Origin of the sequence: Sphingomonas zeae, from assembly GCF_014197135.1 — a bacterium.
Lineage (GTDB): Bacteria > Pseudomonadota > Alphaproteobacteria > Sphingomonadales > Sphingomonadaceae > Sphingomonas > Sphingomonas zeae.
Genome location: NZ_JACIFA010000002.1, coordinates 132,622 through 145,623 on the forward strand (window position 1 = coordinate 132,622; position 13,002 = coordinate 145,623).

At 65.4% G+C, this 13,002-nt stretch carries 11 protein-coding genes; 6 read left to right on the forward strand and 5 right to left on the reverse strand.

What is annotated here, in order from left to right:
• Window positions 1–115: 115 nt before the first annotated feature.
• The gene (locus GGR45_RS03730; RefSeq protein ID WP_175312815.1) at window positions 116–1,333 is read left to right on the forward strand and encodes a polyhydroxyalkanoate depolymerase; all 1,218 of its coding nucleotides are present in this window, start codon (window positions 116–118) and stop codon (window positions 1,331–1,333) included.
• A gap of 115 nt (window positions 1,334–1,448) precedes the next feature.
• Here the strand turns inward: GGR45_RS03730 and GGR45_RS03735 are convergent, their stop codons facing one another.
• Window positions 1,449–1,928: a pyridoxamine 5'-phosphate oxidase family protein gene (locus GGR45_RS03735; RefSeq protein WP_175312816.1), complete on the reverse strand. Its 480-nt coding sequence runs from the start codon at window positions 1,926–1,928 to the stop codon at window positions 1,449–1,451.
• Window positions 1,929–2,471: 543 nt separating this feature from the next.
• Here GGR45_RS03735 and GGR45_RS03740 point away from each other — a divergent pair.
• The gene (locus GGR45_RS03740) at window positions 2,472–5,438 is read left to right on the forward strand and encodes an L-glutamate gamma-semialdehyde dehydrogenase (protein ID WP_246358036.1); all 2,967 of its coding nucleotides are present in this window, start codon (window positions 2,472–2,474) and stop codon (window positions 5,436–5,438) included.
• Between the two features lie 124 nt (window positions 5,439–5,562).
• On the opposite strand, the gene GGR45_RS03745 is transcribed toward GGR45_RS03740, so the two are convergent.
• Complete coding sequence (locus GGR45_RS03745; RefSeq protein WP_175312817.1) at window positions 5,563–6,735, reverse strand: mechanosensitive ion channel family protein; 1,173 nt, start codon at window positions 6,733–6,735, stop codon at window positions 5,563–5,565.
• A gap of 24 nt (window positions 6,736–6,759) precedes the next feature.
• Window positions 6,760–7,761 (reverse strand): DNA topoisomerase IB, encoded by a 1,002-nt coding sequence (locus GGR45_RS03750; RefSeq protein WP_175312818.1) that lies wholly within the window; start codon window positions 7,759–7,761, stop codon window positions 6,760–6,762.
• Between the two features lie 121 nt (window positions 7,762–7,882).
• Here GGR45_RS03750 and GGR45_RS03755 point away from each other — a divergent pair, with 121 nt between their 5' ends.
• Together GGR45_RS03755 and GGR45_RS03760 are read left to right on the forward strand one after the other, a co-directional pair.
• On the forward strand, window positions 7,883–8,452 hold the full coding sequence (locus GGR45_RS03755) for a type 1 glutamine amidotransferase domain-containing protein (protein WP_217498080.1): 570 nt from the start codon (window positions 7,883–7,885) through the stop codon (window positions 8,450–8,452).
• A 108-nt stretch (window positions 8,453–8,560) separates the two neighbouring features.
• Window positions 8,561–9,487, forward strand: coding sequence for a right-handed parallel beta-helix repeat-containing protein (locus GGR45_RS03760; RefSeq protein ID WP_175312819.1), 927 nt, complete (start codon window positions 8,561–8,563; stop codon window positions 9,485–9,487).
• Here the strand turns inward: GGR45_RS03760 and GGR45_RS03765 are convergent.
• Together GGR45_RS03765 and GGR45_RS03770 are read right to left on the reverse strand one after the other, a co-directional pair.
• Window positions 9,462–10,823 carry a putative O-glycosylation ligase, exosortase A system-associated gene (locus GGR45_RS03765; RefSeq protein ID WP_175312820.1) on the reverse strand — a complete coding sequence of 454 codons (1,362 nt, stop codon included), beginning with the start codon at window positions 10,821–10,823 and terminating at the stop codon, window positions 9,462–9,464. The genes GGR45_RS03760 and GGR45_RS03765 overlap by 26 nt on opposite strands.
• On the reverse strand, window positions 10,816–10,977 hold the full coding sequence (locus tag GGR45_RS03770) for a hypothetical protein (protein ID WP_175312698.1): 162 nt from the start codon (window positions 10,975–10,977) through the stop codon (window positions 10,816–10,818). The genes GGR45_RS03765 and GGR45_RS03770 overlap by 8 nt, the downstream gene beginning before the upstream one ends.
• Window positions 10,978–11,074: 97 nt before the next feature.
• On the opposite strand from GGR45_RS03770, the gene GGR45_RS03775 reads away from it, so the two are divergent.
• Both GGR45_RS03775 and GGR45_RS03780 read left to right on the forward strand, forming a co-directional pair.
• Window positions 11,075–12,277 carry a TIGR04063 family PEP-CTERM/XrtA system glycosyltransferase gene (locus GGR45_RS03775; protein WP_175312821.1) on the forward strand — a complete coding sequence of 401 codons (1,203 nt, stop codon included), beginning with the start codon at window positions 11,075–11,077 and terminating at the stop codon, window positions 12,275–12,277.
• Window positions 12,278–12,282: 5 nt separating this feature from the next.
• On the forward strand, window positions 12,283–12,957 hold the full coding sequence (locus tag GGR45_RS03780; RefSeq protein WP_175312822.1) for a hypothetical protein: 675 nt from the start codon (window positions 12,283–12,285) through the stop codon (window positions 12,955–12,957).
• Window positions 12,958–13,002: the final 45 nt, after the last annotated feature.

Sequence of the window (13,002 nt, forward strand, 5' to 3'; positions counted from 1 at the left end):
ATGGATCACGGGCAAAATGACGCGATGGCCATATTCTGGTCATTTTGCGCAAACGGTTTCGTGATAAGCGGGAGGCGATCATGGCTCCTGTTCGTGGAGCGCGAAGGAATCGACGATGCTGTACGACGCCTATGAAATGCAACGCTCGATGCTGGCGGGCGCCAGTGCGCTGGCCAATTTCGGCGCGGGGCTGCTCCAGAATCCGGCCAACCCCTTTGCCTATTTTGGGGGTGGCGCGATCATGGGATCGGCGCTGGAGGTCTTTGCCCATGCCTCCGCCCCTCGCGGCAAGCCCGCCTTCGGCCTGACCAAGACGGTCATCGACGGGCGCGAAGTGGCGGTCCATGAGGAGATCGTGCTGCGCAAGCCCTTCGGTCAGCTCAAGCGCTTTCGGCGCGAGGGGGTGGAGGACAGTCCCAAGCTGCTGATCGTCGCGCCGATGTCGGGCCATTACGCCACGTTGCTGCGCGGAACGGTCGAGCGGATGCTGCCAGCGTGCGAGGTCTATATCACCGACTGGCGCGATGCAAAGCTGGTGCCCCTGTCGGAGGGGCGTTTCGATTTCGACGACTATGTCGATTACATCATCGACTTCCTCAGCGAGATCGGTCCGAACGCGCATATGCTGGCGGTCTGCCAACCCTCGGTGCCCTGCTATGTCGCAGCCTGTGTGATGAGCGCCGACAAGCATCCCTGCACCCCGCGCACCCTGACCCTGATGGGCGGGCCGGTCGATACGCGCGAAGCACCGACCGCGGTCAACCTGCTGGCGACCGAGCGGCCCCATGCCTGGTTCGAGCAGAATGCGATCGCCACCGTGCCGATGACCTATCCGGGCGCGGGGCGGCGCGTCTATCCGGGGTTCCTGCAGCTTGCCGGTTTCATGTCGATGAACCTGGGCAATCACATGATTTCGCACTGGGAGATGTTCAAGCATCTGGTCCAGGGCGACGACGAAAGCGCCGAGGCGACCAAGCGTTTTTATGACGAATACCGTTCGGTGTGCGACATGACCGCCGAATTCTATCTCCAGACGGTCGAGTTGGTGTTCCAGCGGCACGCCCTGCCTAAGGGCGAGATGCTGCACCATGGCAAACGCGTCGATCCGGGCGCGATCACCGATATCGGCATTCTTGCGATCGAGGGCGAGCGCGACGATATCTCGGGCCTAGGCCAGACCCGCGCGGCGCTGACGCTGGCGACCAACCTGTCGGAGGATAAGAAGCGCTATTACATGGCCGAGAAGGTCGGCCATTATGGCATCTTCAATGGCTCGAAATGGCGCAACCGGATCGCCCCAGTGGTCGAGGAGTGGATCAAGGCGAACGGGTGAGGGGCTTCGGCGTCCCGGTCCTTTGCCGCTCGGCCTGACGAGGTGGAAATGCCGGCATGAAAAACGCCCGGACGCCAATCGGCATCCGGGCGTTTTGCTGTCCGGTGAGCGCGCGTTACGCGACCGAGCCGACCACCGCATGGCTGGACGACTCGTCCGAACGGATCGTGCCGCCGAACAGCATCTTCACCCGGCCCGACAGCGAGATGTCGGTTTCCCACAGCTCGGCCGAGTTGATGTCGAAGCGCAGCAGCGTCAGATTGGGGTCCGACCTGCCCTGCGGGAACCAGGCCTCGACCTGCTTGTCCCACAGCTTGTCGATCTGCGCCGGGTCATTGTCCTTGGAGACATGGCCCGACAGGCAGGCAAAGAAGTCATGCCCCTTGCCGACGAACTGCGCCATCGCCTGACCGCCGCCCGCGATGCGGTTGTCGCGGCCGGCGAAGAAGAACAGCGTGTTGGGCTGATCGTCATCGATCTGCGCGGTCATAGGCTCGGAATGCTGACCATCCTCCAGACCGATCATGACGAACGGGCTGTCCTTCAGCTTGGCGAGGAACTTGGCGGCGATTTCCTGGGGGCTGTCGTCGGCCATCATGGCTCTCCTGGTCTAGGGGTTTGACGGGAGAACGACGCGGGGGCGGGGATGGTTGCGAATAGGATCTCATGTAATCGGACGCCGATTTAACATGATCTTGTGTGGCGGTGCGAGTTAGTAATCGCTCGACGGCAATTTCGCCGTCACTCACAGAAAGGACCACGGATGTCCGTTGCCGATCTGTGCCTGATCCTGGGCGTCGTCATCGCCTTCGCGACCTTGGTCGTGAAGATCATCGACGTTCGCAACAGGTAAGGTGCCCGGCGGGGCTCGGGCTGCAACCCGAGTCCCAAAGGAATTTGAGCCCCGGCCGCTGCAACAGCCGGGGCTCTACAGAAAGGCGGATGTCCTCGCCTGCGATCCATATACGCCAATGGCATCAAAATTTCAATTCTGATGGTAATCGCGAAGCGCGCCCAACCTCGTATCAAACGATACCCATTCCCCATATTTCCCGCTAAGCGCTGGTCCATCACAGCATAGCCATGCGACCCGCTAGCGCCCCCAGCGCGCCGGGCCGCTCGACCGGAACTTGGACCTATGACCTCTGCCGTTACCGCCGACGCGCGCAAGACCATGAAATCGCTCTACCGCGCGCCCGAGCCCGATGTCCTGAAGCCGCTGCTCGACCGTGCCGCCGCGACCCCGGAAGCGCGCGAGCGGATCATGGGCCATGCCTCTGGCCTGCTCGCCGATCTGCGTGCGGCGCAGAATCGCGGTTGGGTGAACCAGTTCCTCCAGGAATATCGCCTCAATTCGTCCGAGGGTGTGGCGCTGCTGAGTCTCGCCGAGGCATTCCTGCGCGTGCCCGACCCCGAGACCGCCGATCTGCTGATCGCCGACAAGCTGGGCGAGGCGGACTGGCGCGCGCATACCGGGCGGTCGGCGTCGAAGCTGGTCAACTCGGCCACCTGGGGCCTGGTCGTCGGTCGCGCGCTGGTGGGCGAGGGAGAGGCGGGGCCGCTCAAGCGGCTGCTGTCGCGCGCGGGCGAGCCGTTCGTGCGTCAGGCGGTCGGCGCGGCGATGCGGATGATGGGCGAGATCTTTGTGATGGGCCGCACCATCGAGGAAGCGATGCGCCGTATGAAGAAACCCGAGAACAAGGGCTTCACCGCCAGCTTCGACATGCTGGGCGAGGCGGCGCGGACGCATGAGGATGCCGAGCGCTATTTCCAGGCCTATGTAAAGGCGATCGACGCGGTCGGCTCGGACCCGGCGGCGGGGCATTCGGTGTCGGTCAAGCTGTCGGCGCTCCACCCACGCTATGAGCTGCCGCGCGCCTATGAGTGCGTGCCCGCGCTCACCGACATGCTGGCGCAACTGGCGCGGCAGGCGGCGGACAAGGGCATCGCGCTGACCGTCGATGCCGAGGAGTCCGAGCGGCTGGAGATGAGCCTGGACATCATCGGCGGCGTCGCGGCGCTCCCCGCTTTGAAGGGCTGGGACGGCTTCGGCATGGCGGTGCAGGCCTATGGCAAGCGCGCCCGCGCGGTCATTGCCTGGGCCAATGGCCTCGACCGGATCATGAACGTGCGTCTGGTCAAGGGCGCCTATTGGGACAGCGAGATCAAGCGCACCCAGGTCGAGGGGCTGGCCGACTATCCGCTCTTCACCCGCAAGGCGGCGACCGATGTGTCCTATCTGGCGGTCGCCAAGGACATGCTGGCGGCCGAGAATATCCGCCCCGCTTTTGCCAGCCACAATGCGTTGACCGTCGCGACCATTCTCGAATGGGCGGGCAATAGCCATGATTTCGAGTTCCAGCGGCTGCACGGCATGGGCGACGGCCTGTACGAGCGGCTGGTGCGCGAGCATGGCCATAAGTGCCGTATCTATGCGCCCGTCGGTGGGCATCGCGACCTGCTGGCCTATCTGGTTCGCCGCCTGCTCGAGAATGGCGCGAACTCCAGCTTCGTGCACCAGCTCGCCGATGCGCGGCTGACCGAGGCGGAGATCCTCGCCGATCCGGTCGCCAAGATCGCCGCGGTGGGTGGTGCGCGCCACCCGAGCATCCCGCTGCCCATCGACCTGTTCGCGCCGGGGCATCGCAACTCGACCGGCATCGATCTGAGTGACATCGCGACGCTGGATGCGACGGTGAAGGCGGTCAACGCCCCCGCGGTGAAGCCGGTCGCCGCCACCGCCGATGTCGCGTCGCTGGTCGCCCGCGCCCATGCGGCCTTCCCGGCCTGGAACGCGACGCCGCTCGACACCCGCGCGGCTGTGCTGGAAAAGCTGGCCGACCTGTTGGAGCAGGACCGCGAGCGGCTGATGGCGATTCTGGTGCAGGAGGCATTCAAGACTATCCCTGATGCGATCGGCGAGGTCCGCGAGGCCGCCGATTTCTGTCGCTATTATGCGCAGCAGGCGCGTGCCCGGCTGGGGTCGGTCGAACTGCCCGGACCGACAGGAGAGCGCAACACGCTGCACCTGGAAGGACGCGGCGTCTGGGCGACGGTCGCGCCGTGGAATTTCCCGCTGGCGATCTTCCTCGGCCAGACCGTCGCGGCGCTCGTCACTGGCAACACCGTCGTCGCCAAGCCCGCGCCGCAGACGCCCGCCATCGCGCAGGCGGCGGTCGAGCTGGCCTATCGCGCAGGCGTGCCGCGCGACGCGCTGCTGCTCGCGGTCGGTGGACCGGACGTCGGCCAGAAGCTAACCGAGGATCACCGGATCGCGGGCGTCGCCTTCACCGGCTCCACCGCCACCGCCAAGCGGATCGCGCGGACGTTGGTGGCGGATGACGACCGCCCGATCGTGCCGCTGATCGCCGAGACCGGCGGCATCAATGCGATGATCGTCGACTCGACCGCGCTCCCCGAACAGGTGGTGGCGGACGTCATCACCTCGTCCTTCCGCTCGGCGGGGCAGCGTTGCTCGGCATTGCGGCTGCTGCTGGTGCAGGCGGATGTCGCCGACAATGTCATCGAAATGCTCAAGGGGGCGATGGACACGCTGGTGCTCGGCCCCACCGGCCATCCCGCGACCGATGTCGGGCCGGTGATCGACCGTGCGGCCTATGACAAGCTGATGGCCTATCGCGCGTCGATGGCGGGAAGCACGGTCAAGACGCTGGATGCCCCCGCCGATGGCCTGTTCGTGCCCCCGACGCTGATCCGCCTCGACCGGGTGGAAGACCTGACCCAGGAATGGTTCGGCCCGATCCTGCACGTCGCCACCTGGGAGGCGGGCACGCTGTCCGAGACGATCGGGAAGGTGAACGCCAAGGGGTACGGCCTGACCATGGGCCTGCACAGCCGTATCGCTCGCGCGGGAGAAGTGGCAGAGGCGGAAGCGGCGGTCGGCAACCTCTATATCAACCGCTCGATGATCGGCGCGGTCGTGGGCAGCCAGCCCTTTGGCGGCGAAGGACTGTCCGGCACCGGCCCTAAGGCGGGCGGACCGCATTACCTGTACCGCTTCTGCGCCGAGCGGGCGGTGTCGGTCGACACGACCTCGGCGGGCGGCAATGCGACGCTGTTGTCACTGGACGAAGGTGGCATCTGATCCGACCCATTCCTCGCTTGCAAGGGGAGGGGGACCATCCGAAGGTTGGTGGAGGGGTGTCCCCGCTGGCCGTGACACCCCTCCGTCAGGCCTTCGGCCTGCCACCTCCACTTGCAGGGGAGGATCAACTCGCCTGATGCACCTCGACCGGCTGGATCTGGGGATAGGGCATGACCAATGTTCCGTCCGGTGCCGCCGTATAGGTCGTTTGGGTCGGGTAGGGGATGGAGATTCCCTCGGCCGCGAAGCGCTTCATCAGCGTGACCAGCATCCGGTTGCGCATATCGTGCGCGGTGGCCCAGTCGTCGCCGGGCACGTCGAATTGAAGCGCGAAGTCCAGGCTCGACGCGCCGAAGCTTTCAAATCCGGCGCGGGCCACCTTGCCGCCTTCGCCCTCGACGATCTCGGTCAGCATCGCGGGAATGCGCGCCAGCGTGTCGGGCGGGGTTTCATAGGCCACGCCGATCATGAACGACAGGCGGACATGGTCGCGCACCGTGGTGTTCTGGATTTCCTTGTCCAGCAGTTGGCGGTTGGAAATGATCCGAAGCTCGCCGGTAAAGGCGCGGATGCGCGTCGATTTCAGGCCGATCGACTCGATCACGCCGTTGGTGGTGTCGTAACTGATCTTGTCCCCGCGCCGGAACGGCCGGTCGAAGATGATGGCGAGCGCGGCGAACAGATCGCCGAAGATACCCTGTGCCGCCAGACCGATGGCGATGCCGCCGACGCCCAGGCCCGCGACCAGACCGGTGACGTTCACCCCCAGATTGTCGAGCACCACGACCAGCGCGATGGCGAACAGCACGGCGGTCACCAGCAGCCGGATCAGCCCCATGGCGGACAGCAATGCCTCGCCCGAATAATGTTCGGACCGGGTGCGATGCTCGATCGTGCCGAGGATCAGCTCGCGCGCCCAGATCGCGGCCTGGAAGGCGCTGGCGATGGTGAAGAAGAAGCTGATCGTCTTGGCGACTTCGCCCGGCGCGCCCGCATAGCCCGCGACCAGTTGCGCGGCGAGCGTGACGATGAAGAACATGTTGGTCCGCGCGATGGCGTGGCCCAGGATCACGCCCCAGCCACCCGCGAAACCGGGACGGCTGCACAGCTTGTCGCCCAGCCTGCGTACCCATAGCAACGCCAGCACGATGACCGCGCCGAAGCCGATCGCGATCAACACCTTCAGCCAATAATGCTGAATCCACCAGGAGGTGGCGTTGACGATGCCCTCGACCTGGTCGGGTATGCGTGAGCCGTCGAAGATCGGCGCCTTGGGCGAAGTGTTGCTCGTCGCCATGGGGACTCCTTGAAATCGGGGCGGTCAGGCCGCCTTGCTGGCCGGGGTTCCGGCTTCGAGAAACGCGATCAGCCCGCATTCGATGCGGCTGAGCCCGGCACGGGCGCGCGGCAGGCGCAGACGCTGCCGGAATGCGGCTTGCCCGTCCTTGACGAGCGCGATCAGCGAGGGGTGGACATAGGATTTGCGCGCGATGGCCGGTGTATTGCCCAGCTTCTCGACCACCGGCTCCAGCATCGCCTTCAGGCTGAGGTCCGCTTCGGCCAGCGCCAGCGCCTCGAACGCGGCGACGCTGGCCGCCCAGGTGCGGAAATGCTTGGCGGTGAAGTCGCAGCCCGTCGCTTCGCGGATATAGGCGTTGACGTCAGAGGAGGTGACAGGATTGGCCTCGCCGTCCTCGTCGACCCAGGCGAAAAGATGCTGTTCGTCCAGATCCTGACAGCGCTTGACGAAACTGGCGAGCGAACGGTCGGTCAGGGTCATGTCGCGCATCTTGCCCGACTTGCCGCGATAGCGGAGCCGCAGGGTGGCACCCTTGACCTGCCCGTGCCGCTTGCGCAGCGTGGTCGCGCCGAAGCTCTTGTTCGTCGCGGCATAGGCCTCGTTGCCGACGCGGATATGGCCATTGTCGAGCAGCCGGACCACGGCGGCAACCGCGCGGTGCTTGCAAAGACCACGTTTCTTGAGATCGGCCTCCACTCGTTTGCGGAGCAAAGGAAGAGCGTGGCCGAATTCGACGCACCGTTCGTATTTGGCGGCCTCCTGCGCCTCGCGGAAATCAAGGTGATAGCGGTACTGCTTGCGACCCTTCTCATCCCAGCCGACCGCCTGGATATGACCGTTGGCGCGCGGACAGAACCAGGCCTTTTCATAGGCCGGGGGCAGGCCGATGCGGTTTAGCCGCGCGATCTCTTGCGGCTCGGTGATCCGTTCGCCGTTGGCATTCCAATAGGCCCATTTCCCGCGAACCTTGGTGCGGGTGATGCCGGGCTTGCTGTCATCGCAAAAGACTAATCGGCTTGCCATCGCTCTCCCTCGAGTCACCTTTGCAAATGCGTCGCTGGTCGCTTCGTTCCGGAACGGCCGATGCGGTCGCGGGTTCTGAACGAGCCATCCCCCCGGCATTTCCCGACAGGAGTTTTCCATCATGGCCGATCTTTCCCAGGCACGCGTCCTGATGCTCGCCGCCGACGGTTTCGAGACCGTCGAGCTGTTCAAGCCCCGCCAGGCGCTGGAAGAAGCGGGGGCGACGGTGACGCTCGCCTCGCTCAAGTCCGATCCTATCCAGGGCATGGAAGGGGACATCAACAAGGCCGAGACCGCGACGCCCGACCTGACCGTCGACGAGGTCGACACGGACGATTACGACGCGTTGGTCATCCCCGGCGGCACCTGCAATCCCGACAAGCTGCGCCTGAGCGAGCGTGCGGTCGAGATCGTCACCGAGTTCATGGAGGACGACAAGATCGTCGCCGCGATCTGTCACGGGCCGTGGTTGCTGGCCGAGGCGGATGTCATCGACGGCCGCCGCCTGACCAGCTACCCCTCGATCCGTACCGACCTGTCCAATGCGGGCGCCGATGTGGTCGACGAAGAGGTCGTGGTCGACGGCAACCTCATCACCAGCCGCAAGCCGGACGACATCCCCGCCTTCAACAAGGCGATCCTGACCGCGCTGGAAGAGGAATTGGCCGAGGACGAGACCGAAGAGGCGTAAGCCCTATCCCGACACGGGACGATCACGGGCGTCGCATCCGTGCCACATGCGTGGCAGGATGCGACGCCCGTTCGGTTTTCTGGCGTTCGCTCTTTTCAGGATGACCCCATGCGTCTGGTTCCGCTCCTTATCCTCGGCATGACCTCGGCCGCCGCCCTCGCGCAAGGGAGCGCGCAGCCCTTCATGGTCGGAGGACGCGGCTTTGCGACGCTGCAGGATGCGGTGAACGCGATTGGTGATGGCGAAGGCACGATCCGGATCGCGCCGGGCACCTATCGCGAGTGCGCGGTGCAGGGGGCGGGCCGCGTCGCCTATGTCGCGAGCGAGCCGGGCAAGGTGATCTTCACCCGTATCGCCTGTGAGGGCAAGGCCGCGCTGGTGCTGCGCGGGCGCGGGGCTTCGGTGCAGGGCATCGTGTTCAGCCATATCGAAGTCGGCGACGGCAATGGCGCCGGCATCCGCATTGAAAAAGGGCCGCTGGCGGTCAGCAACGCGATGTTCCTCGACAGCCAGTCGGGTATCCTGTCGGCCGAGGATCCCAACGGCACGGTGACCGTCGACCACTCGACCTTTTCCGGCCTGGGGAATGATCCCACCGGCAATGGCGCGCATGGCATCTATATGGGGCGTTACAAAAGCCTGCGGGTCACCGCCTGCCGGTTCGAGCGGGGGCAGGGCGGCCATTACGTCAAGACGCGTGCACCTTATGTCGAAGTGCTGGACAGCAGCTTCGACGACAGCCACGGCCATATGAGCAATTACATGATCGACCTGTCCAATGGCGCGAAGGGGCGGATCGCGGGCAACGAGTTCGTGTTCGGCCGCGACAAGGACAATCATTCCACGCTCATCACCGTCGCGCCGGAGGGGGCCAAGAATGATTCCTCGGGCCTGGTGATCGAGAACAACCGCGCGCGGCTGGCGCCCGGTGTCGATTTCAAGCCGGTCTTCGTCGGCAACTGGTCGGGCGAACCGCTGGTGATCCGCGGCAATATCCTGGGTGCCGGAATCACACCGACGGCACGACGCTTCTAGGGCGGCCGGGGGGCTGTTTCCGCCGCGACTCGCGTGAGCGGCGCGAAAGATAGGTGTCCAGCCCGATCTCGGCGGCCATCAGCTGATAGAGGAAGGGGTTGTATGCGATTCCGACAAAGGCTGCGCCAAGCAGATAGATCAGATGCCCATGCTGGAGCGCGCCAGCCAGCCGCCCGCCCCAGTGCAGCGGATCGTCGGCGCTCCGATAGCGCCGTCGCAACGACTCCATCCGCAACAGCCCCGCGATATTGATGCCCAGCCATAGGAAAAGGCCGGGCCAGCCCTGTTCGCCCAGCATCTCGAAATAGCTGGAGTGATAGGCGCGCGCGCGATCGGTCGTGACTTTCTGCTGGACCTTTCTGTCATGCGCGGAGCCCTCCACCACGGTCAGGTCGTATCGGAAGCTGTTCTGGAGATAGGCGTCGAAGCCGCCCCCGAACGGGTTGGAGGCGACATAACCCAGCGTCCATTTCCACACCGCCAGCCGCGTGGAGGCCGATTCGTCGCCCTGGTAGCTGCGGATCGTGTTCATCCGCTGCGTGTAGGAAGAGGGGAGCAACGGCACGATCGCCATGCCCGCCACCGCAAGCATACCGATATAGAGCAGTCGACGCTTGACGTCCCGCAGCATCAGGATCGCCAGCAATCCGATGCACAGCAACCCCGTCCGCGCCGAGGTGCCGACCGGGATCAGCAGACAGGCGAAGATCAGTCCGGCACCGAATGCCCGCACTCGCCAGTCGGGGGGGAAGACCGTGCCGTAGCGCATGAACCACAGGATGATCGGGATCACCGCGATCGCGGCGGTCGAAATGATGCTGCCTTCGTACAACCCGGCATTGTTGCTGACCATCAGGTTCAGTTCTCCATAGCCGCCGCCGGAGAACAGCGTCTTGATCCCGCCCACGATCACGATCGAGGCGACCGACAACATCATGAACAGAAGCAGCGCCTCGATCCGCAACCGCGTGCGCAGGGTCAGCGGCAGGAAGACGGCAAAGGCCAGCGCTTTCCAAACCCAGTCCCATTTCTCCTTCGCCTCGGTGGGAAAGTCGGCGCCGAAAAAGGTGGTGATCGCGCAATAGACCAGCAGCATCAGGATCGCGCCCTGTCGCACGGTGAAGCGGCTGTCGCGCTTGTCGTCGAACAGTACCCAGCCGCCGACCGCGGCGATGACCGCGATCAGCGAGATCGGCACCGTGTTGAGCAGATAATAGGTCAGCCGCTGCGGCGAGACGATGTCGATATAGATATAGGCGAGCACCATCAGGAACGGTCGCCGCAGCCCCAGCGCGAACAGGCTGAACAGAAATCCGATCAGGAACAGGTCACGCATCGTCGACCTGCCGCTTGATGCCGGCCTTGCCGCCGGGCTTGATGGCGGCGGCGGCGGCATCCCCCTCCTGATCCAGATCGCGCCGCCCGAACAGGCGCCATGCCGCGATCAGCATCAGGCCATGGGTCAGGAGAAGGGCAAAACTGTCGATCATCGCTCGCGCCCTCAAACCTTTATTACCCGTCTCGCCTTCTGCTTATAAACGGGCGGTTGACGCGGCGTTAAGGGCTGGCATGACAGGTCCAGACCTGATGCGTATCCTGCATATCCTCGACCATGGGCTGCCGCTGCAAAGCGGCTACACCTTCCGCACCCGCGCCATCATGAAGGCGCAAGAGGGACAGGGGCATCAGGTTGCGGCCGTGACCGGGCCTCGGCAGGGGGCGGGGAAGGTTGCTGTCGAGACGCTCGACGGGCTGACTTTCTATCGCACCCCCGTTCCTGCGCGACAGGGCCTGATCGGGGAAGCGGCCGGGCTTGCCGCGCATATTCGCGCGATCGACCGAGCGGTGAGGGCGTTCCGACCGGACATTCTCCACGCCCATTCGCCTGTTCTCGACGCATTGGCCGGGCTGGCCGTCGCGCGGCGGCGGCGATTGCCGCTGGTCTACGAAATCCGCGCCTTCTGGGAGGATGCTGCGGTCGGTAACGGCACCGGTACGGCGGGAAGTCCCCGCTACCGCGCGACCCGCGCGCTGGAAAGCTGGGCCTGCCGTCGCGCCGATGCGATCGCCGTCATCTGTGAAGGCCTGCGCGGCGATCTGATCATGCGGGGGCTGCCGCAGGACAAGATCATCGTCTCGCCCAACGGCGTCGACCTGGGGCTGTTCGGCCAACCGCTGGCCCGCGACGCGGCGCTGGCCGAGGAGTTGGGGCTGGCGGATGCCGAGGTGATCGGCTTCATCGGCAGCTTCTATGATTATGAAGGGCTGGACGACCTGATCGCCGCGATGCCGCGTCTGATAGCGGCGCGACCCAAGGCGCGGCTGCTGCTGGTCGGCGGCGGACCGATGGAGATCGCGCTGCGGGCTCAGGCGGAAAGCTCCCCCGTCGCGGCGGCGATCCGCTTCGTCGGGCGGGTGCCGCACCAGCAGGTCGAACGCTATTACAGCATGGTCGATATCCTGGCCTATCCGCGCAAGACGATGCGGCTGACCGATCTCGTCACGCCGCTGAAACCACTGGAAGCGATGGCGCAAGGCAAGCTGGTCGCCGCGTCCGACGTGGGCGGACACCGTGAACTGATCGAGGACGGGCGGACCGGCACCCTGTTCGCGCCCGACGATCCGGACGCGATCGCCCATGCGCTGGCTGCGTTGCTGGCCGATCGTGGGGGCTGGGAGGCCCGGCGGGCGGCGGGCCGGGATTATGTTGAAAAGGAACGCAATTGGGCGTCGAATATCCGACGTTACGAACCTGTTTACCACCGATTGCTACATGGGGCGAAGACGTAGACGCTATGACCTTCACCGCCACGCCCTCTTATCGACGCTTCGGACTCGCCTGGATCGGCGGGGCTGTCGGACTGTTGCTCGTCCTTCTGGTGATGATCGCACCGGATTGGCGGCTGGAGTCGCTGGTCGCCAGCCTGAGCCTGGGCGATATCCTCGCCGCCGCCCGCCCACCGCTTGGGCTGAAGGCGCGGCTGCTGCTCGCGCTGGTCGCGGGGGTGGGCGCGGGGGCGGTGACGTGGGCGACGGCATATCTGCTTTGGGGCCAGGGCGGCTTGCTCGCCCGGCGCACCAAGCTCGCGCGCGAAGACGACGAGGATTATGTGCCGGTGGTTCGCCGTTCGGATCGCCACCCGGACGCGCCGCCGCGTCGCCCGCTCAACGCCGCCGAGCTGGGGGCACCGCCGCCTCCATTGGAGGACGACACGGTCGAACGCACGCTGCCCGCCGATCTGGACCAGCCGCTATCGGCCTATGACCCCGATGCGATACTGTCGGTGCCGCGCGAACCCGTCCGTCCGACCCCGCCGCAGCCCATGCCGATCCCGCCGATGCGTGAGCCTGCGCCGGAGAATAAGGGTGCCGCCCTGCCGCTCCCGGATCGACAGGAAGAGTCGATCGAGGCGTTGCTCGCCCGACTGGAACGCGAAACCGCACTGCGCAAGTCGAAGCGCTCCAGCTGAAATTGCGCGCGCAGAGGTGCGCAGGACGCGGAGGCGTCTTGTCCG